Origin of the sequence: Thauera sp. WB-2, assembly GCF_027594845.1 — a bacterium.
Lineage (GTDB): Bacteria > Pseudomonadota > Gammaproteobacteria > Burkholderiales > Rhodocyclaceae > Thauera > Thauera mechernichensis.
This window is the reverse complement of record NZ_CP088935.1, coordinates 2,703,144-2,722,467: the sequence shown is the minus strand read 5'-3', so window position 1 is coordinate 2,722,467 and position 19,324 is coordinate 2,703,144. Positions and strand designations below refer to the sequence as shown.

The window sequence follows — 19,324 nt, the reverse complement described above, 5'->3', positions numbered from 1 at the left end:
GCGTCAGTCGGTCAGCCAGTCGGCTTCCCAGCGCGCAAGCTCGGGCAGGTGGCGCTCCGCACTGGCGCCGAGTTCGTTGTCGAGCTGCTCGATCAAGGTGCGCACACGCGCGTCGAGTGCTTCGGGCAGCATCGGTATGAACTCGACGATCAGGTCGCCGGCAGTGCGCCCCGCACGTGCGGGGAAGCCCGCCCCTTCGACGCGCAACTGGCGGCAATGAGCAAGGCCCGCATCGAGCGTCACGCTACGCATGCCCGCGGGGTGCGGGATGCGCAGGCTGCCGCCGACCAGCATGCGAAGTGCACTGACCGGGCGCTGCACGACGAGGTTCCTGCCTTCGCGGCGGAAGATGCGGTGTGGGCTGAGCCTGACTCTCAGGCGCAGATCGCCACGCGGGTGGCTGGGGTCGGCATGCGGCTCGCCCTCGCCGGCAAGGCGCAGAGTATCGTCGTCAACCAGCCCGGGTGGCAGTGTGACTTCCAGCCAGCGTTCGCCGACCTGCTCGCCACTGCCGCCACAAGCCCTGCACGCGCGCGTGCGCGTATAGCCGCGCCCGTCACAGGCGTCGCAGTGCACGAGCCCCTGCGCAGTGCGCAGGCGCCCCGAGCCATGGCAGAGGGCGCACACCTGGCTGACGCTGACCTCTTCGGTGCCGCTGCCATTGCAATGCGCACAGGGCAGGGGGCTGCGAACGCATATCGCCCTTGCGCCGCCGGCGAAGGCTTCCTCGAAGCTGATCTCGAGCGTTTCCCAGCGGTCGGCGCCGCGCTCCGTTGCCCGTTGCTGCGCGCGCTCGGCCGCCGCGGTCGCGGCCGTTTCGACATCGGCGTCCGTGTCCTCGAGCAAGGCTTCGAGCAGGGCGTCATGCGCACGCCGAAGCGCCTTGAAGTGCTCGACGGCATCCGGAGCGGGATTGCGGTCCGGGTGCCATTGCATCGCCAACTGGCGGAAGGCGCGCTTGATCTGGGCGCGCGAGGCGCCAGGCTGCAGGCCGAGCAGGTGATGGGCGTCGGGCATTTCGGGGCGTATGGGATAAAGGCGACAGCTTAACCGAGCGCCCTTCAGCGCGCAGGAATGAAAAAGGCCCGGTCGATTGACCGGGCCTTTTTCGGCTGTCTGGCGCGCCCGGAAGGATTCGAACCTCCTACCCCCTGGTTCGTAGCCAGGTACTCTATCCAGATGAGCTACGGGCGCGTTGCCGATATCGTTTAGAGCCCGAAGTCGGAAGGCTTGTTTGGCGCGCCCGGAAGGATTCGAACCTCCTACCCCCTGGTTCGTAGCCAGGTACTCTATCCAGATGAGCTACGGGCGCTTTGTGCTGCACTGCGAAGGAGCGGCATTATATCTTTTGCTGCCGCAACTTCAACTGTTTTTTGGCGGAGAGGGTGGGATTCGAACCCACGGTAGGCTCGCACCTACGCCTGATTTCGAGTCAGGTACATTCGACCACTCTGCCACCTCTCCGCTCGAAGGTCGGCATTATAGTGAATCCGCAGAAAAAGTGAACGCTTTTTTTAGCGGACCGCTTCAGGCCGTGCGTGGCAGCATTTCCTCATATGCGCGGACGGCTTCGGCGGCGTACATGAGGGCAGGGCCGCCGCCCATGTAGGTGCATACCCCCAGCGTCTCCATGAACTGCTCGCGGCTCACACCGAGCCGGATCAGCGCCTTGACATGGAAGCCGACGCAGGCGTCGCAGCGCTGGGTGACGGCGATCGCAAGCGCAATCAGTTCCTTCTGCAGCTCGCTCAGCGCGCCGTCCTGCAAGGCGCCCTTGGCCATCGTGCCGAAGCCCTGCATCGTCTCGGGCGTTTCCTTTCGCAGCGTGGCGAGGGCTTTGGACACGTCGGTGGTGATCTGGACAAAGGACTTGGACATTACATGCATTCCAGTAGTTAATGGAATGCTTATATTAACGTCTTGCGCTTGGGCGTGTCATTGTCCTTGCCGATTGGCCGATCAGGTGTCTTGATCGGCACTACCCGCAGGCGGCAATGCGTTTGTCGCGCTCGATCAGGGCGTAGGCCGAATGGTTGTGGATCGACTCGAAATTCTCCGACTCGACGACGTAGGCGTCGATGCGGGGTTCGCGCTGGAGTTGGGCGGCGACGTCGCGCACCATGTCCTCGACGAATTTCGGGTTGTCGTAGGCACGTTCGGTGACCCACTTCTCGTCAGGCCGCTTGAGCAGGCCGAACAACTCGCACGATGCCTGGGACTCGACCAGCTGGACCATTTCCTCGATCCACAGGTGGTCGTTGAGGACCGCGTTCACGGTGACGTGAGAGCGCTGGTTGTGGGCGCCGTACTCCGAGATCTTCTTCGAACAGGGGCACAGGCTGGTGACAGGTACCACCACCTTCATCGAGAACTCGTAATGGCCACCCTCGCGGATCGAGCCGATGAAGCACACTTCGTAGTCCATCAGGCTCTTCACACCGGACACCGGCGCGGTCTTGTTGATGAAGTACGGGAAGCTCATCTCGACGTGGCCGGTCTCGGCCTCGAGACGCTCGACCATCGCACGCAGCATGGGCTCGAAGGACTCCACCGAGATCTCGCGCTCGTTGTCGTTGAGGATCTCGACGAAGCGCGACATGTGGGTGCCCTTGAAGTTGTGGGGCAGGCCGACGTACATGTTGAAGCTCGCCACCGTGTGCTGCACGCCGCCCGCCTTGTCGGCGACCTTCACCGGGTGGCGGATCGACTTGATCCCGACCTTGTTGATCGCGATCTGGCGGCTGTCCGCGCTGCTCTGGACGTCGGGCATGGCGAGATCGATGGGGTCGTTCATTGGCGTTTCTCTCGTTTCATGGTGATCGGGCCAGGTGCAAACGAGTTGCACCTGGCCCGAATCTTAGCTTTCCCGACAAAAATGCTCAACTTTTGGTGGTGGCGTCAATGTCCAGGCTGTGCTGGATGCGAGCGAGGATGCCATCGCGGTCGAGTCCGACCGAGGCCAGCAGTTGGGCCTGGTCGCCGTGGTCGATGAAGCGGTCGGGGAGGCCCAGGCGCAGCATGCGTGGCCGCGCTGCCAGGCCGTCGACGACGCGAGCCACTTCGCTGCCGGCGCCGCCGATGAGCGCGTTCTCCTCGAGCGTGACGAGCAGATCGTGGTCGGCGGCCAGGCGCGCAACGAGCGCTTCGTCCAGGGGCTTGATGAAGCGCATGTTGGCGACCGTGGCATCGATCTGCGCGCCCACGTCGAGCGCAACGCCGACCATGCTGCCGAACGCGATCAGGGCGACGCGCCGGCCTTCGCGCACGACCTCGCCCTTGCCGATCGGGAGCGCCTGCATGCGCGCCTGAGGTGCGACGCCGGTGCCGCCGCCGCGCGGGTAGCGCACCGCCGACGGCCCCGGGTGGCTGACGGCGGTGTACAGCATCTGCCTGCATTCATCCTCGTTGGAGGGCGCCATCACGACCATATTCGGGATGCAGGTGAGATAGGAGAGGTCGAATGCGCCGTGGTGGGTGGCTCCATCGGCACCGACCAGGCCTCCGCGGTCGATCGCGAACACCACTTGCAGGTTCTGCAGGGCGACATCGTGGATCAATTGGTCGTAGGCGCGCTGCAGGAAGGTCGAGTAGATCGCCACCACGGGTACGAAGCCCTCGCAGGCCAGCCCGGCGGCGAAGGTGACGGCATGCTGCTCCGCGATACCGACGTCGAAGTAGCGGTCCGGGTGCTCCTGGGCAAAGCGCACCAGGCCCGAGCCTTCGCGCATCGCCGGGGTGATGCCGACGATGCGCGGGTCGGCCTTTGCCATGTCGCACAGCCAGTCGCCGAATACCTGGGTGTAGGTCAGCTTGCCGCCGCCCTTGCCGGTCTCGATGCCCGCCGTGTGGTCGAACTTGGAGACGCCGTGGTAGAGGATGGGGTCGGCTTCGGCGAGCTTGTAGCCCTGGCCCTTGCGCGTGATCACGTGCAGGAACTGCGGGCCCTTGAGCTTTCTCAGGTTCTGCAGTGTGGGGATGAGGGCATCGAGGTCGTGGCCGTCGATCGGCCCGTAATAGTGAAAGCCAAACTCTTCGAACAGGGTGCCCGGGCTGATCATGCCCTTGGCGTACTCTTCGACCTTGCGTGCAAGCTCGGCGACCGGCGGTGCGATGCCCAGCACCTTTTCGCCGACTCTGCGCGCGGTGTTGTAGGTCGAGCCCGACAGCATGCGTGCGAGGATCTTGGTCAGCGCGCCAACGGGAGGAGAGATCGACATCTCGTTGTCGTTGAGGATGACCAGCAGGTTCAGGTCGTCCATGTCGCCGGCATTGTTGAGGGCCTCGAAGGCCATCCCGGCGGACATCGCGCCATCGCCGATCACGGCGATCGCGTGGCGGTCCTCCTTGCGTGCCCGTGCTGCGACCGCCATGCCGAGCGCGGCCGAGATCGAGGTCGACGAATGCGCCGTGCCGAAGGTGTCGTACTCGCTTTCGCAGCGGCGCGGGAAGCCGGAGATGCCACCCCAGTGGCGCAGCCCGCCCATCGCCTCGCGGCGGCCGGTAAGCACCTTGTGGCCGTAGGTCTGGTGGCCGACGTCCCAGACGATGCGGTCATGAGGCGTGTTGAACACGTGATGGAGCGCGATCGTCAGCTCGACAGTGCCGAGATTGGACGACAGGTGGCCGCCCGTGCGCGATACCGACTCGATCAGGAAGGCGCGCAGTTCGTCGGCGAGGGTCGTCAGCTCCCTGCGCTCGAGTGCGCGCACGTCGGCGGGGGAGGAGATGCGTTCCAGGTGGGGGTAGGTGGCCATGGGATCCGGCGTTCCTTGCATGTTGTTTCGGGCTTCGCAGCGACTTCAGAAGGCGCGATGCACGATGTAGTCGGCGAGCTGGGACAGGCGGCCGGCGCCCGTGCCAAAAGGGGCCAGCGTGCGCTGCGCGTCGGCGAGCATGTCCTCGGCGAGGCGGCGGGCCTCGGTACGGCCGAGCAGGCTCACATAGGTCGGCTTGTCGTTGTCGGCGTCCTTGCCGGCCGTCTTGCCCAGCGTGGCAGTGTCAGCTTCGGCGTCGAGGATGTCGTCGACGACCTGGAACAGCAGCCCGATCACTTTGCCATAGTGGTCCAGGCGGCCAAGGTCTGCCGCCGACAGGCGGCCTCCTGCGCGAGCGCCCAGCAGCACGGCGGCGCGGATCAGCGCGCCGGTCTTGTGTACATGCATGAACTCGAGCTCCTCGCGCGTCAGCTGCACGCCGACCGAGGCAAGGTCGATGGCCTGGCCGCCTGCCATGCCGCGCGAACCCGAGGCGAGCGCGAGCTGGGCGAGCATCTCCACCCGCACCGCTGGCTCGAGCCCGGGAATGTTGTCGGCGAGCGTCTGGAAGGCGAGCGTCTGCAGGGCGTCGCCAGCAAGCAGCGCCGTCGCTTCGTCGTACTCGACGTGCACCGTGGGCTTGCCACGGCGCAGCACATCGTCGTCCATGCACGGCAAGTCGTCATGAACGAGCGAGTAGGCATGGATGAGTTCGACTGCACAGGCGACGCGATCCAGGTGGCGGGCGTCTGCGCCGGCGAGTTCGCCTGCCGCATGTGCAAGCAGGGGGCGTACCCGCTTGCCGCCGCCGAGCACCGCGTAGCGCATGGCGGAATGCAGGCGCGCCGGGGCGATCGTGGCCTCGGGCAACACCTCGGCCAGGGCCGTCTCCGTGCGTGCCTGGATGCCTGCCATCCAGTCGCGGAAGTCTCCACCCTTGTGCGTATCGATCATTGTTCGCCCCCGACGGCCTTGGTGCCAGGCGCCCCGGTGTCGAAATCGACCAGGGCATCACCTTCGAGCTGCCGCACGCGCTGTTCGGCGTCGGCAAGCGTGCCCTGACAATAACGCAGCAGGCTTACGCCACGCTGATAGCGCACGAGGGATTCCTCCAGTGGAAGCTTGCCCGCTTCCATCTCCTGGACGATGGCTTCGAGTTCCGAAACCGCGGCTTCGAAGGACTTGGGGGCGGGTGCCGACTTTGGCATGGATGAATATCTGCGCGGCAAAAGCCGGAAAATAACCGATCGCAGGTCTGGCGGTCAAACAACGGCTGGCTTACACTAACTCGTTTATTTTTCCGGATTTCTTGTCCGCAAGAGGAGGTTCGGGGATGTCCGACATCGCTTCCAAGGCTCAATTGGCCCAGGCTGCCTCCCAACTGCCTGTTTCCTGGTACTTCGACGAGAAGGTTTTCGAACTGGAGAAGAAGCTCCTCTTCGATGCCGGTCCGGGGTACGTCGGCCATGAGCTGATGGTTCCCGAGGTCGGCAACTACCGTTCGCTGGAGTGGCTTGACCACGCCAAGCTGCTGTTCCGCACCGAGCGCGGCGTGCACCAGATGTCCAACATCTGCCGCCACCGCCAGGCCATCATGCTGCAGGGCAGTGGCACGACCGAGCACGTCGTCTGCCCGGTTCATCGGTGGACCTACAACCAGCAGGGCGAACTCATCGGCGCTCCACACTTCGCGCAAAAGCCCTGCCTGGGTCTCAAGCGCGACGGTCTGGAGAGCTGGCACGGGCTGCTCTTCAAGGGGCCGCGCTCGGCCAATGAAGACCTGGCCGGCATGAAGGTCGCGCCCCAGCTCGACTTTTCCGGCTACAAGCTCGATCGGGTCGAGATTCATCAGTGCAACTACAACTGGAAGACCTTCATCGAGGTCTATCTCGAGGACTACCACGTCGTGCCCTTCCATCCCGGCCTGGGCAACTTCGTGACCTGCGACGACCTCAGCTGGCAGTTCGGTAACTGGTATTCGGTGCAGCAGGTCGGCATCACCTCCCTCGCCAAGCCGGGCTCGGCCACCTATGCCAAGTGGCACAAGGCGGTACTCGAGTACTACGGCGAGAAGAAGCCTGAGCACGGCGCGATCTGGCTGACCTACTACCCCAACATCATGGTGGAGTGGTATCCGCATGTGCTCGTGGTCAGTACCCTGATCCCGACCGACGTGGACAAGACCACCAACGTCGTGGAGTTCTACTACCCCGAGGATATCGTCGAGTTCGAGCGCGAGTTCGTGGAGGCGGAGCAGGCGGCCTACATGGAAACCGCGATCGAGGACGATGACATCGCCGAGCGTATGGATCGTGGTCGGCTGGCACTGCTCAAGGAAGGCCGCAACGAAGTCGGGCCGTACCAGTCGCCCTTCGAGGACGGCATGCAGCACTTCCACGAGTTCTACCGCCGCATCATGGCGGAACACATCGGCGCCTAGGCGCGACCGGGCCCGATGGCCTCATGAAAAAAGCAGAAACCCTCGCTTTGCAGCGAGGGTTTCTGCTTGATGCCTGCCCGCTTTCAGCGTGCGTCCTGCAATTCCTTGGGCAGCGGGAAGGTCACCTTCTCGGGGACGCCGTCGAGATTGCGCACGGCGCCGCCGCTGAGCGCCTCGAGGCGTGCGATGACTTCCTCGACCAGCACCTCCGGCGCCGAGGCGCCTGCCGTAACGCCGATACGACGCTTGCCTTCGATCCAGGCCGGATCGATCCCGGCCGCGTTGTCCACCAGGTAGGCGGGCACGCCGCGAAGCTCCGCCACTTCACGCAGGCGGTTGGAGTTGGAGCTGTTCTTCGAACCCACCACGAACACCACGTCCGCATACGGAGTCATGAACTTCACCGCATCCTGGCGGTTCTGGGTGGCGTAGCAGATGTCGTCCTTCTTCGGGCCGGCGATGTTCGGAAAGCGCGCACGCAGGGCGTTGACGATGGTTGCCGCATCATCGACCGACAGCGTGGTCTGGGTGACATAAGCCAGCAGCTCCGGATTCGCCACTTGCAGCGCGGCGACGTCCTCGGGTGTTTCGACAAGGTGGATGCCGGTCGCGACCTGGCCCATCGTGCCTTCGACCTCGGGGTGGCCCTTGTGGCCGATCATGATGATCTCGCGGCCCTGCTCACGCATGCGGGTGACCTCGATGTGCACCTTGGTGACCAGCGGGCAGGTGGCATCGAATACGCGCAAGCCGCGCTTCTCCGCCTCTTCGCGCACCGCCAGCGACACCCCATGTGCGGAAAAGATCACCGTATTGCCGCTCGGTACCTCATCGAGCTCATCGACGAACACTGCACCCTTGTTGCGCAGATCGTCGACCACGAACTTGTTATGCACGACCTCATGGCGGACATAGATGGGGGCACCGAAGCGCGCGAGCGCACGCTCTACGATCTCGATCGCGCGTTCCACGCCGGCGCAGAAGCCGCGCGGGTTGGCCAGCAGGATTTCCTTGTCGCTCATTGTTGTCTCTGTGTGGGGCAGGGTGGGGCGTGGTGTGGTCAGAGAATACCGATGACCTCGACCTCGAAGTGGATGTGCTTGCCCGCGAGCGGATGGTTGAAGTCGATGAGCGCCGACTGGTCGTCGACTTCGCGCACCAGGCCGGAGTAGCGCGAGCCGTCGGGCGCGGTGAACTCCATGATGCTCATGGCTTCGATGTCCTCGTCGGGCATGTGCTCACGCTTGACGCGCTCGATCAGCTCGGCGCGGTGGGGGCCGAAGGCGTTCTCCGGCTCCAGCTCGAAGATGTGGCGGCTACCGGGCACCAGGCCGACGAGCAGCTTCTCCATCGCCGGCAGCATCTCGCCTGCGCCCAACTGCAGCGTCGCCGGCGTGGCGTTGAAGGTGCTGATCAGCGGTTGGCCGTTGGGCAGCGAGATGCGGTAGTGCAGGGTGACGAGGCTGTTGGCGTCGATGGTCTGGCTCAAGATCGGGCTCCGGGGCTTATTCAAGGCTGCTGCGCATGAGGGCTGCGGAGTTGTCCCCACAGCATCAGCACGACACCGACGGTGATCGCGGAGTCAGCCAGGTTGAACGCCGGCCAGCTCCAGCCGGCGTAATGAAAATGCAGGAAGTCGACGACCGCGCCATGGACGAGGCGGTCGTAAACGTTGCCCAGCGCACCGCCGATGATCAGGGCGAAGGCAGCGGGCAGGATCTTCTCGTGGCGGTGCTGGTACATCATCACCAGCAGCCAGGCGCTGATCACCAGGGCCAGGATGGTGAAAAACCAGCGCTGCCAGCCCCCGTGGTCGGCCAGGAAGCTGAACGCGGCGCCGGGATTGAATACCAGCACCAGGTCGAAGAAGCCCGTGATCGGGATGATCTGACCGTAATGCAGGTTTGCGAGCACGAGCTGCTTGGTGACCTGGTCGAGCACGCCGACCGCGGCTGCAAGCAGCAGCCACGGCAGCATCAGGAGGAGGGCGCTGCGTGCGCGGGGCGTGGTCATTGTGGCTGAGAGCTCAGGCATGGCTGCGGATTTCACCTTCGCCGAACAGGTTGCTCACGCAGCGGCCGCACAGGCTCGGATGCTCGGCGTCGCTGCCGACGGAGTCGACGTAGTGCCAGCAGCGCTCGCACTTCTGCGCCCCGCTCGGCGTGGCGACGATGCGCTCGTCGTCGACGCTGGCCACCTCAGACAGGTGTGCGCCCGAGGTCATGGTGACGAAGCGCAGGTCTTCACCCAGACTGGCCAGCGCGGCGAACTTGTCGGCGGTGAGCGCGAGCTCGAGTTCGGCTTGCAGCGAGGCGCCCACCTTGCCTTCGGTGCGCAGGGCTTCGATCACCTTGAGGCCTTCGCTGCGGACGCTCCGAATGATCTCCCAGCGTGCGATGAGCCCGGCCTCGCCCTCTTGCGCGGGCAGGGCGTGGAAGCTGTGCAGCATCACGCTGTCGGCCTCCTCGCCCGCCCGGGCGGGGTTGAGGATGGCCCAGGCTTCCTCGGCAGTGAAGGAAAGGATCGGCGCCATCAGCTTGAGCAGCGTCTGGGTGACATGCCACAGCGCTGTCTGCGCGGCACGGCGTGGCAGGCTGCCGGCCGCGGTGGTGTACAGGCGGTCCTTGAGGATGTCGAGGTAGAAGGCGCCGAGATCCTCGGCACAGAACACCTGCAGGGCCTGCACCACGCGGTGGAACTCCATCTTCGCGTAGTCGGCCTCGGCCTGCTGTGCGAGCTGGCGGGTAAAGGCCAGCGCATAGCGGTCGATGTCCATCCACTGCTCGACCGGCACCGCATCGCTGGCGATGTCGAAGTCGGCGGTGTTGGCGAGCAGGAAGCGCAGCGTATTGCGGATGCGGCGATAGACCTCGATCACGCGGTCAAGGATCTCCTTGGAGATCGACAGCTCCCCCGAGTAGTCGGTGGATGCGACCCACAGGCGCAGGATCTCTGCGCCGAGCTTGCCGGTGACCTCTTGCGGAACGACCACGTTGCCGAGCGACTTGCTCATCTTGCGCCCGGCGCCATCCACCGCAAAGCCGTGCGTCAGCAGGCTGCGGTACGGTGCATGGCCGTCAATGGCGCAGCCGGTGAGCAGTGATGAATGGAACCAGCCGCGGTGCTGGTCCGAGCCTTCCAGGTACATGTCGGCACGCGGGCCTTCGGGGTGGCCGTCGTTGTGCGAGCCGCGTAGCACGTGCTTGTGCGTGGTGCCGGAGTCGAACCAGACGTCGAGGGTGTCGCTGATCTTGTCGTACTGTGCGGCCTCGGCGCCGAGCAGCTCTGCAGCGTCGAGCTTGAACCAGGCCTCGATGCCTTCCTGCTCCACACGCTTGGCAACCTCTTCCATCAGGTCGACCGTGCGCGGATGCAGCTCGCCGGTCTCCTTGTGCAGGAAGAAGGGGATCGGCACGCCCCAGTTACGCTGGCGCGAGATGCACCAGTCGGGTCGGTTTGCGATCATCGCGTGCAGGCGTGCCTGGCCCCAGCCGGGGTAGAACTTGGTGGCCTCCACGGCGCGTAGTGCGCGCTCGCGCAGCGTCGACCCGTCGGCGGCAGTCCGATCCATGCCGACGAACCACTGCGCGGTCGCGCGATAGACCAGCGGGGTCTTGTGGCGCCAGCAGTGCATGTAGCTGTGGGTGATCTTGCCGTGCGACAGCAGCGCGCCGACTTCGGCGAGCTTGTCGACGATGGCGGCGTTGGCCTTCCAGATGTTCATGCCGCCGAAGAAGGGCAGGTCGGGCACGTACTCGCCGCCACCCATCACCAGCGACAGGATCTCCTCGTTGCTGCGGCCATAGGCGCGCCACGAGTTGAAGTCGTCCACGCCGTGAGCGGGGGCCGAATGCACGATGCCGGTGCCGGCGTCCACGCCCACGTAGTCGGCGAGGTACACCGGCGATGCGCGGTCGTAGAAGGGGTGGCGGAACTCGATGCGGTCGAGCGCGGCGCCCTTCGCGGTAGCGACGACGCTGCCCTCGAGCTGATAGCGCTGCAGGGCGGATTCGACCAGTTCCTTGGCGAGCACCAGCAGACGATCACCCACGTCTACGAGCGCGTAGTCGAACTCGGGATGGGCATTGAGTGCCTGGTTGGCGGGGATGGTCCACGGGGTGGTGGTCCAGATCACTGCGGCGGCGGGCTTGTCGAGCTTCGCCAGGCCGAAGGCGGCGGCAAGCTTGCCAGCCTCGGCCGCCGGGAAGGCGACGTCGATCGTCGGTGACTGCTTGTCGGCGTACTCGACCTCCGCCTCGGCCAGCGCCGAGCCGCAGTCGAAGCACCAGTTCACCGGCTTCAAGCCCTTGAAGACGTAGCCGTTCTTCGTCATCTCGGCGAGCGCGCGGATCTCGTTGGCTTCGTTGGCGAAATCCATCGTGCGGTAGGGATTGTCCCAGTCGCCGAGTACGCCCAGACGGATGAAGTCGGCCTTCTGGATCTCGATCTGCTCGGCGGCGTAAGCGCGGCACAGCTCGCGCACCTTGTCCGCAGGCAGGTTCTTGCCGTGAGTGACCTCGACCTTGTGCTCGATCGGCAGGCCGTGGCAGTCCCAGCCCGGCACGTAGGGCGCATCGAAGCCGGCGAGCGTCTTCGAGCGCACGATGATGTCCTTGAGGATCTTGTTCAGCGCATGGCCGATGTGCAGGCTGCCGTTGGCGTAGGGCGGGCCGTCGTGGAGCACGAACTTGGGCCGGCCGGCGCTGGCCTTGCGGATGCGCTGGTAGAGCTTGCTCTTTTGCCAGTCGGCGATCCAGTTCGGCTCGCGCTTGGGCAGGTCGCCACGCATCGGGAAGGGGGTGTCGGGCAGGTTGAGTGTCTTGCGGTAGTCGGCCATGGCTGGAACTTGACTCTTGTGGGTTCTGTTGGGGGTGCGCAGCCTGGGCGCCGTCAGTCGCGCACCGCGGGGCGGTCGGCAAACCACTGGCGTGCCGCCTCGGAGTCGAGGGCGATCTGGGTCCGCAGGGCGTCGAGCGAGTCGAACTTCTGTTCGCTGCGCAGCTTGTGCAGGAAATGTACGCGAATGTGCGCACCGTAGCAGTTCTGCGACCACTCGAAGAGATGCACCTCGAGTCGGGCGCGGCCGCGCGCCGTTGCGGTAGGCCGTACGCCAATATTGGCGACGCCGAGGATGCGCTCTTCGGCCAGGCCCTCGACACTGACGACATAGACACCGGTAAGTGCGGGCCGGCGGTGCTTCATCTGGATGTTTGCGGTCGGGAAACCCAACTGGCGGCCCAGCTTGTCGCCGTGGCTGACACGGCCGGCAATGCTGTAGGGGCGGCCGAGCAGGCGTGCGGCGTGGCCGAGGTCGTCTTCGAGGAGCGCATTGCGCACGGCCGAACTCGATACCCGCTCGTCGTCCACGCACAGGGTCGGCATTGACTCGACCCCGAAGCCATGGGTCACGCCCGCCTCCTGAAGCATCGCGAAGCTGCCCTGGCGGCGTGCGCCGAAGCGGAAATCGTCGCCAATGAACAGATGGCGCACGCCCAGTCCGCGCACCAGCGTGTCGTCAATGAAGCTCTGCGCCGACTGTGAGGCCAAGCGTGCGTCGAAGCGGCAGATGTAGGTGCGATCGACGCCTGCGGACTGCAGCAGCAGCAGTTTCTCGCGCAGCGAGGCCAGTCGTGCCGGTGCGTCGGCAGGGCTGAAGTACTCTCGCGGATGCGGCTCGAAGGTGAGCACCACCGCCGGCAGGCCGAGTGCACGAGCCTTTCCGGTCAGCAGCGAGAGCAGCGCCTGGTGACCGCGATGCACGCCATCGAAGTTGCCGATGGTGAGCACCGCAGGCGTATCGGCATGCTCGGGAATCCCGCGATGAACCTGCATAAGCGCCTGAAAAAGCCGCAATTATAGCGACAAAGCCCGCGTCTGCGGGCTTCGAGGCCAAGGCGCGGAGCGGACGGTCGAGCGCTGGCGCCGCGTTACCGACGACTCAGTCGAGGCGGGCGACGCGCGTCGGTGTGCTGGGCGCATGCTCCTGGAAGTAGCGCTTTATGCCGCGCATCAGCGCGTTGGCCATCTTTTCCTGGTAGGCCTCGTCGTTGAGCCGGCGCTCTTCCTGCGGGTTGCTGATGAAGGCGGTTTCGACCAGAACGGACGGAATGTCGGGCGCGCGCAGCACGGCAAAGCCGGCCTGCTCTACTTCGGGCTTGTGCAGCCGGTTCACCGTACCGAGCTCGCCAAGCATCGCCCGCCCGAGCTTGAAGCTGTCGTTGATCGTTGCCGTCTGCGACAGGTCGAGCAGGGTGCGGGCAATGTGGCCGTCCTGGCGTGCAAGGTTGACGCCGCCGACGAGGTCGGCGTCGTTTTCCTTCTGCGCCAGCCAGCGTGCGGCCGAGCTCGACGCGCCGCGCTCGGACAGCACATAGACCGAGCTGCCATTGGCTTCGGGGCGCACGAAGGCGTCAGCATGGATCGACACGAACAGGTCGGCGCGCACCCGGCGAGCGCGTGCGACGCGTTGATGCAGCGGTACGAAGTAGTCGCCGTCGCGCGTCAGCACTGCACGCATGCCGGGCTCGGCGTCGATCTTGCGCTTGAGGCGGCGCGCGATCGACAGCGTCACGTTCTTCTCGTAGCTGCCGCCGCGCCCGATCGCGCCCGGGTCCTCGCCGCCATGGCCGGGGTCGAGCACCACGGTGTAGAGGCGGTTCGCAGCGGGCTGCTTGGCGGGTTCGCGGCGCGCCGGCTCGCGGCCCTGCGCGCGCGCCACCGGCGTTGCATCCTTGCCGTCCTCGCCCATCGCAGCGTCCATCGGCGAGTCCTTGAGGATCAGCGCCATGAGCGGGTCGTGTTCTTCGGTGGGGTGGAGGTCGAGCACCAGTCGGTGGCCGTAGTTGCCGACCGGAGCCAGGGTGAACACCTGCGGATTGATCGGCGCCTTCAGCTCGACGACCACGCGCACCACGCCCGGCCTGTTCTGGCCTGCACGAATCTGGCGGATGTAGGGGTCGCTGTCGAGCACCTTCGACGGCAGGGACTGCAGCACGCTGTCGAGGCGCACGCCTTCGAGGTCGACCACCAGGCGGTCGGGGTCCTGCACCAGCATGTGGCTGAAGCGCAGCGCCGACGCGCCTTCGAGGGTGATCCGCGTGTAAACGGGCGAAGGCCACACGCGCACCGCGACGAGGCTGGCCGGTGCGGCGTGGCCCACCGGACTGACCATGAGCGCGAGCGACGCACCTGCGAACTTGAGCAGTTGGCGCCGATTCAGGCCACGTACGCCGGCCGTGACCGTAGCGACCGCGTGGCCAGCATCGACCTGCCCGATCAATTCGTCCCGGGCACCGGGCCTGCACCCTGCAATGTCTTCCCCAGTTCGATCACGCATTTCCGCCCCGCATCCGTGTGTCCGCTGATCTCCGCAAAGCGCCCGTCGGCTTCGGTTCGAAGCTGGATTTCGAGGTCGGGGGAGGGGATGTAGGGGGCCGCCTTGTCGGGCCACTCCACGATGCACACGCCCCGTCCTTCGAAGTACTCGTCCAGCCCCGCGTCCAGATATTCTTCGGGCGAATTGAAGCGATAAAAATCAAAGTGATATAAGTCTAATCTAGAAACTACGTAAGGTTCAATCAAGGTGTATGTGGGGCTCTTCACCTTACCCTCGTGGCCGAGGGCGCGCAGCACGCCACGGGTGAGGGTGGTTTTGCCCATGCCGAGGTTGCCCTGCAGCCAGATCCGCAGGCCGGGCGCGAGTGCCGCCGCCAGTGCCGCGCCAAGTGCTTCGGTGTCGGCTTCCGCCGGCAAGTGCGCGTCCAGGCGGGCGCCGCTATCATCGGCAGCTTGATTCAACTCGATCATGGGAACCTCGTGGTGATGGCGTCAGGTCAGGGCAGGGACAGTGTGGCGGGGGCACCGGACATGTCGTCTGCGGCGGGCGCGCAGCCTGCCGCGGTGTCGGGTTGGGGCCCGAGCAACGGGCTTGAATTTGTTGCGCAGATCAGACAGTGGGGGCGGGAGTTCGGCTTCAATGCGATCGGCGTGGGCGGAATCGACCTCACGGATGCCGAGCCGGGGCTGATGGCCTGGGTGGAGGCTGGCTTCCACGGCGACATGGATTATATGGCGCGACACGGCCTCAAGCGCGCGCGCGCAGCCGAGCTGGTGCCCGGTACCGTGCGCGTGATCAGTGCGCGCATGGACTACTGGCCCGCGGCTGCCGACGCCGGCGCGGCGCTTGCCGACCCGCAACGCGCCTATGTGTCGCGTTACGCATTGGGGCGCGACTACCACAAGGTGTTGCGTGCGCGCCTGCAAAAGCTCGCCGAGCGCATTGCCGCTGCCGTGCCGCACCAGTACCGCGTATTCACCGATTCCGCCCCGGTGCTGGAGGTGGAGCACGCCAGCCGCAACGGACTCGGATGGCGCGGCAAACATACCCTGCTGCTCGATCGCTCGGCGGGTTCGTGGTTCTTCCTCGGCGAGATCTTCACCGACCTGCCGCTGCCGGTCGACGAACGGCTCGAGCCGCACTGCGGCCGCTGCACGGCCTGCATCGACGCCTGTCCCACCGGCGCCATCGTCGCGCCCTATCGTGTCGATGCGCGGCGCTGCATCTCCTACCTGACCATCGAGTTGCAGGGCGCCATACCGGAAGCGCTGCGCCCGCAAGTCGGCAACCGCATCTACGGCTGTGACGACTGCCAGCTCGCCTGCCCCTGGAACCGCTTCGCCCAACTCAGCTGCGAGCCCGACTTTGCGCCCCGGCATCGCCTCGACAGCACCACGCTGGTCGAGCTCTTCGCCTGGTCGGCGGCCGACTTTGCCGAGCGCACGGCGGGCAGTCCGATCTACCGTATCGGCCACGAGCGTTGGTTGCGCAACATTGCCGTGGCCTTGGGCAATGCGCCGACCACCGCCGCTGTCCTCGCTGCCCTGCAGGCACGCGCGCAGGACGACAGCGCCATCGTGCGCGAGCATGTGGCCTGGGCACTGGATCGCCATGGCGGGGCGGCGAGCGGCTAGAATCTGCGGCCCTCTCGTCTGTGGCCCTCTCGTCTGCAGTCCTCTTGTCTGCAACCCCCTCCCAGGAACCGCCGCGCCTCATGGAACAACACCTCGAACACCGCCTCGAGAAGCTCGAGACCAAGCTGATGGCTGCCGAGGATCTGCTCGACGAACTCAACCGCACGGTATGGCGGCAGCAGCAGGCGCTGGAACTGCAGCGCGAGCAGCTGCGCCAGCTTGCCCAGCAGGTCAAGACCATCCAGCCCGGCAACCCGCTGCGCCCCGAGGACGAGGTGCCGCCGCACTGGTAGAGGGCGTCAGGGTATGAGCGCGCCGGTTAGGCGGGCGAGGGTGTCGCCAAACGCGCTGGTCAGTACCACCAGCAGGGGCATCCCGTAGGCGAATGCGTACACTGCCAGCCTGATGCGCTGGTGCGCGCTGCGCAGCTCCAGAAAGTGGTCGCACACCAGCCGCAGCTTGACCGCCATGACCACGGCGACCATCACGGCAACGCCCAAGCCGGCATCTGCCCGTCCGCCCAGGCCGGCCCCTGCCACGCTCAGCAGCACCAGCAGCAGCCACGCCAGGTCGACCTTGCGTGTTTCGCTCATTGTCTCGGTCCCTTGGTCGGCATTGGGCTCATCGCAGCACATAGAACAGCGGGAAGATCATCAGCCACAGGATGTCCGTCGCGTGCCAGTAGCAGGCAAAGGCTTCCAGGCCACCATGCTCGGCCACCGTGTAGGCGCCCCCGGCGGTGCGTGCCATCACCCACAGCATGCCCAGCAGTCCCCAGAACACATGTACCAGGTGGGTGAAGGTGAGGTAGTAGTAGGTCACCACGAACACCCCGGCGTCGCTGTCCAGCCCGTGGCTGAAGTTCCAGCGCAGTTCGAGGATCTTGATCAAGGGGTAGCCCAGCCCGAACACGAAACCGGCCAGCAACCAGCGCAGGCAGGCCGGCTTGCGCCCGGCGCGCATCGCATGCAGCGCGCGCGCCACGCACCAGCCACTGGTGAGCAGCATCAGCGTGTAGCCGGTGCCTGCAGCAAGCGACAAGCGTCCCGGCCCGGCCTCGAATGCGTCCGGGTTGTGTGCGCGGGCGATGAAATACACCGCGAACAGCAGCGCGAACTCGGTCAGCTCGCAGAAGATGCCCACCCACATGGCCTTGCTGCCGGGGATGCGGCCGGTAACCGGTGCGGTGTGGTCAGAACGATCGGGGAAAGCGAGGGCGGCAGGCACGGCAGGGGCTCGGAGCAGGGTGAGGCGGCGCCAGGGCAACACGCCCCAGGCAGGATCACCAACTGATACGCTCAACGCTACCGCGCTGCCTTGATCCAGGGTAAATCCTCGCGGCCGGTGCCATACTGGCGGCCCGCGCCAAAACCGGAGTCCAGACTCGTGAAGATCATTTCCCTGCTTGCCCTCGGAGCCGTCCTGCTGGCGCCGCTGGCGCAGGCCGAAACCGTCGGTAGCGTCGACACCGCCTTCAAGCTCATCGGTCGGAACCACCAGGTCGTCGTCGAGGTGTTCGATGATCCGAAGGTGAAAGGCGTGTCCTGCTACGTATCGCGCGCCCGCACGGGCGGCGTGAAGGGCACGCTGGGCCTGGCGGAAGACACTGCCGACGCCTCGGTGGCCTGCCGGCAAGTGGGCGAGATCTCGTTCGCCGAGCCGCTGCGCAGGCAGGAGGAGGTGTTCTCGCAGAGCGCGTCGATCCTGTTCAAGAAGATCCGCATCGTGCGCATGGTCGACAGCGCACGCAACACGCTGGTCTATCTCGTTTATAGCGACAAGCTGATCGACGGTAGCCCGCAGAACAACGTCACCGCGGTGCCTGTCCCGCAGGCCGTCGCCATTCCCGTGCGCTGAGCGCGCCGCGCGCGCAGCACACGGGCTGCCGCGCTTCAGGCCGCCGCCACCTCGGCGAGGCTGCACTTGGTGACGCCGAATTCGGTACGCACCAACAAGGGGTAGCTCGCGCCGCTGAAACGGCCGAAGTGGCCGATGTTATAGCCGACTACGCAGCCGGCGATGTGGCCGATGCGCACACGCCGGCCGACACGGTAGCCAGCGCGGATCGCACGGTTGACGGCGTGCTCGACGCTGCCATGCCAGGGGTGAGGGCAGTTGCCGCTGCGTTTGCCCTCGATTACGGAGAGGGGCTGAGTGCTCATGATGACCTCTGTCAGGGGCCTGGGGGTTGGGCCTTCAAGACCCGTAACGGCCCGCGTCGGGCGGGCTTGATGCACTTTCCCGCAGTCCCTTGCGTGCAGCAGTGACGCCCGTCACGGCGCGGCGCAATCACTCCGCCTGCGGCGCACTGCCGCTACCCGGTCGTGACCGGGCTCACACCCGCCGCTGGCTCAGCGCGCGCACTGCGCGGCCAGCCACCGCCCCTCGGTCTCGACGTCGAGATCGCCGCGCGTCGAGCGCATGCTCACGCGCGTGGTGAAGTGCTCCGCGGAGTGGACGCGTGCGCGGAAGTTGCCGGTTGCGCTCGGTCCGGTGCAGCTCAGCGTGCCCGTTACCGTGTTGCCCTGCCTGATCACGTCGCTGAGCACGCAATTGCCCTCCACCTTGCCGGAGAAAACGTTGTCCTGGCGAGCCTGCTCAGGCGTGATGCAGGTGCGCGCCGTACCGTCCGCGCCCAGGCTGACACCCCGCTGCGCCATCTGCTGCTCGACGATGCGGCGGGTGTCGGCAGGCAGGTTCTTGAGCTGCTGCTGCAACTGCGCCATGTGCGCCGACATGTCCGGCAGGCCGCCCACACTCAGGTGGGTGGAGCGGAACTCCCACAGCCCGGGGCGGATGTTGTCCACGGCGTGGGAGGAGAGCGGGAGGCTGGCGAGCGCGAGGGCAAGCAGGGCGAACCGGTGGGACGTCATGACGGGGCTTCCTGGGAGGTTGCGGTTGGGCGAAGGCCAGATTATCGCTGGCGAGCACGGAGTATTTCCGTGGCTTTGTGCAAGCAGGTGTGCGCTTACTGCCCTGAGGTGAGGCCGATCCAGGACAGCATCCCGGTTACCGCGGAAGCCCCGCCCCACCAAAGCAGTATCACCGAGGCGACCGCCGCCAGCGTGGCCAGGTAGCCGCCCAGCAACATCAGTCCGTCGCGCAGACGCAGCCCCCAGGATTGGCTCGCCGGGCGAGGATGAGGAGCACCGGGACTGCG

Annotated in this window: 21 protein-coding genes and 3 tRNA genes; 4 read left to right on the top strand and 20 right to left on the bottom strand. The window is 65.9% G+C overall.

Going from position 1 to position 19,324, the window contains the following annotated elements:
• Positions 1-3: 3 nt before the first annotated feature.
• From LQF09_RS12475 to LQF09_RS12435, 9 genes are all read right to left on the bottom strand, one after another.
• The gene (locus tag LQF09_RS12475) at positions 4-1,017 is read right to left on the bottom strand and encodes a DnaJ C-terminal domain-containing protein (RefSeq protein ID WP_002936615.1); all 1,014 of its coding nucleotides are present in this window, start codon (positions 1,015-1,017) and stop codon (positions 4-6) included.
• A gap of 100 nt (positions 1,018-1,117) precedes the next feature.
• Positions 1,118-1,194 (bottom strand) — tRNA-Arg (locus tag LQF09_RS12470).
• 41 nt (positions 1,195-1,235) lie between these two features.
• Positions 1,236-1,312: transfer RNA gene (locus LQF09_RS12465), tRNA-Arg, on the bottom strand.
• 62 nt (positions 1,313-1,374) lie between these two features.
• Positions 1,375-1,464 (bottom strand) — tRNA-Ser (locus LQF09_RS12460).
• Positions 1,465-1,527: 63 nt separating this feature from the next.
• Positions 1,528-1,878: a carboxymuconolactone decarboxylase family protein gene (locus LQF09_RS12455; RefSeq protein ID WP_002926453.1), complete on the bottom strand. Its 351-nt coding sequence runs from the start codon at positions 1,876-1,878 to the stop codon at positions 1,528-1,530.
• Between the two features lie 100 nt (positions 1,879-1,978).
• Positions 1,979-2,794, bottom strand: coding sequence for a GTP cyclohydrolase FolE2 (gene folE2 / locus LQF09_RS12450; RefSeq protein WP_002926451.1), 816 nt, complete (start codon positions 2,792-2,794; stop codon positions 1,979-1,981).
• 85 nt (positions 2,795-2,879) lie between these two features.
• A complete protein-coding gene (dxs, locus tag LQF09_RS12445) occupies positions 2,880-4,754 on the bottom strand; it encodes a 1-deoxy-D-xylulose-5-phosphate synthase (protein ID WP_270068106.1) in 1,875 nt (624 codons plus the stop codon).
• 45 nt (positions 4,755-4,799) lie between these two features.
• Positions 4,800-5,708, bottom strand: coding sequence for a polyprenyl synthetase family protein (locus LQF09_RS12440; RefSeq protein WP_002926447.1), 909 nt, complete (start codon positions 5,706-5,708; stop codon positions 4,800-4,802).
• A complete protein-coding gene (locus LQF09_RS12435) occupies positions 5,705-5,962 on the bottom strand; it encodes an exodeoxyribonuclease VII small subunit (protein WP_002926444.1) in 258 nt (85 codons plus the stop codon). The genes LQF09_RS12440 and LQF09_RS12435 overlap by 4 nt, the downstream gene beginning before the upstream one ends.
• A 125-nt stretch (positions 5,963-6,087) precedes the next feature.
• On the opposite strand from LQF09_RS12435, the gene LQF09_RS12430 reads away from it, so the two are divergent.
• Positions 6,088-7,194 (top strand): aromatic ring-hydroxylating oxygenase subunit alpha, encoded by a 1,107-nt coding sequence (locus LQF09_RS12430; protein ID WP_270068105.1) that lies wholly within the window; start codon positions 6,088-6,090, stop codon positions 7,192-7,194.
• An 83-nt stretch (positions 7,195-7,277) separates the two neighbouring features.
• On the opposite strand, the gene ispH is transcribed toward LQF09_RS12430, so the two are convergent.
• The 7 genes from ispH to tsaE all read right to left on the bottom strand — a co-directional run bounded on the left by ispH (position 7,278) and on the right by tsaE (position 15,000).
• The gene (gene ispH, locus LQF09_RS12425) at positions 7,278-8,216 is read right to left on the bottom strand and encodes a 4-hydroxy-3-methylbut-2-enyl diphosphate reductase (RefSeq protein WP_002926433.1); all 939 of its coding nucleotides are present in this window, start codon (positions 8,214-8,216) and stop codon (positions 7,278-7,280) included.
• A 38-nt stretch (positions 8,217-8,254) separates the two neighbouring features.
• Positions 8,255-8,683: an FKBP-type peptidyl-prolyl cis-trans isomerase gene (locus LQF09_RS12420; protein ID WP_270068104.1), complete on the bottom strand. Its 429-nt coding sequence runs from the start codon at positions 8,681-8,683 to the stop codon at positions 8,255-8,257.
• 20 nt (positions 8,684-8,703) lie between these two features.
• Complete coding sequence (gene lspA / locus LQF09_RS12415; protein WP_270068103.1) at positions 8,704-9,207, bottom strand: signal peptidase II; 504 nt, start codon at positions 9,205-9,207, stop codon at positions 8,704-8,706.
• Positions 9,208-9,220: 13 nt separating this feature from the next.
• Entirely contained in the window at positions 9,221-12,031 is a 2,811-nt protein-coding gene (ileS, locus tag LQF09_RS12410; RefSeq protein ID WP_270068102.1) for an isoleucine--tRNA ligase, read from the bottom strand.
• 53 nt (positions 12,032-12,084) lie between these two features.
• Positions 12,085-13,026, bottom strand: coding sequence for a bifunctional riboflavin kinase/FAD synthetase (locus LQF09_RS12405; RefSeq protein ID WP_270068101.1), 942 nt, complete (start codon positions 13,024-13,026; stop codon positions 12,085-12,087).
• A gap of 106 nt (positions 13,027-13,132) precedes the next feature.
• Positions 13,133-14,530 carry an N-acetylmuramoyl-L-alanine amidase gene (locus LQF09_RS12400; RefSeq protein WP_270068100.1) on the bottom strand — a complete coding sequence of 466 codons (1,398 nt, stop codon included), beginning with the start codon at positions 14,528-14,530 and terminating at the stop codon, positions 13,133-13,135.
• Positions 14,470-15,000: a tRNA (adenosine(37)-N6)-threonylcarbamoyltransferase complex ATPase subunit type 1 TsaE gene (tsaE, locus tag LQF09_RS12395; RefSeq protein ID WP_270068099.1), complete on the bottom strand. Its 531-nt coding sequence runs from the start codon at positions 14,998-15,000 to the stop codon at positions 14,470-14,472. Before tsaE ends, LQF09_RS12400 begins: the two co-directional genes overlap by 61 nt.
• Before the next feature lie 60 nt (positions 15,001-15,060).
• On the opposite strand from tsaE, the gene queG reads away from it, so the two are divergent.
• Together queG and LQF09_RS12385 are read left to right on the top strand one after the other, a co-directional pair.
• Entirely contained in the window at positions 15,061-16,164 is a 1,104-nt protein-coding gene (gene queG, locus LQF09_RS12390) for a tRNA epoxyqueuosine(34) reductase QueG (RefSeq protein WP_270068098.1), read from the top strand.
• Positions 16,165-16,244: 80 nt separating this feature from the next.
• On the top strand, positions 16,245-16,457 hold the full coding sequence (locus LQF09_RS12385) for a SlyX family protein (protein WP_002926420.1): 213 nt from the start codon (positions 16,245-16,247) through the stop codon (positions 16,455-16,457).
• 6 nt (positions 16,458-16,463) lie between these two features.
• On the opposite strand, the gene LQF09_RS12380 is transcribed toward LQF09_RS12385, so the two are convergent.
• Complete coding sequence (locus LQF09_RS12380; RefSeq protein ID WP_002926419.1) at positions 16,464-16,757, bottom strand: cytochrome C oxidase subunit IV family protein; 294 nt, start codon at positions 16,755-16,757, stop codon at positions 16,464-16,466.
• Positions 16,758-16,785: 28 nt separating this feature from the next.
• Positions 16,786-17,313, bottom strand: a complete 528-nt coding sequence (locus tag LQF09_RS12375; RefSeq protein ID WP_037984252.1) for a cytochrome c oxidase subunit 3 family protein — start codon at positions 17,311-17,313, stop codon at positions 16,786-16,788.
• A gap of 237 nt (positions 17,314-17,550) precedes the next feature.
• Here LQF09_RS12375 and LQF09_RS12370 point away from each other — a divergent pair, with 237 nt between their 5' ends.
• A complete protein-coding gene (locus LQF09_RS12370; protein WP_002926417.1) occupies positions 17,551-18,021 on the top strand; it encodes a CreA family protein in 471 nt (156 codons plus the stop codon).
• Between the two features lie 35 nt (positions 18,022-18,056).
• Here LQF09_RS12370 and LQF09_RS12365 read toward each other — a convergent pair whose 3' ends face one another.
• Both LQF09_RS12365 and LQF09_RS12360 read right to left on the bottom strand, forming a co-directional pair.
• A complete protein-coding gene (locus LQF09_RS12365) occupies positions 18,057-18,326 on the bottom strand; it encodes a hypothetical protein (protein ID WP_002926416.1) in 270 nt (89 codons plus the stop codon).
• Between the two features lie 189 nt (positions 18,327-18,515).
• On the bottom strand, positions 18,516-19,037 hold the full coding sequence (locus LQF09_RS12360) for a DUF3617 domain-containing protein (protein ID WP_270068097.1): 522 nt from the start codon (positions 19,035-19,037) through the stop codon (positions 18,516-18,518).
• Between the last annotated feature and the right edge of the window lie 287 nt (positions 19,038-19,324).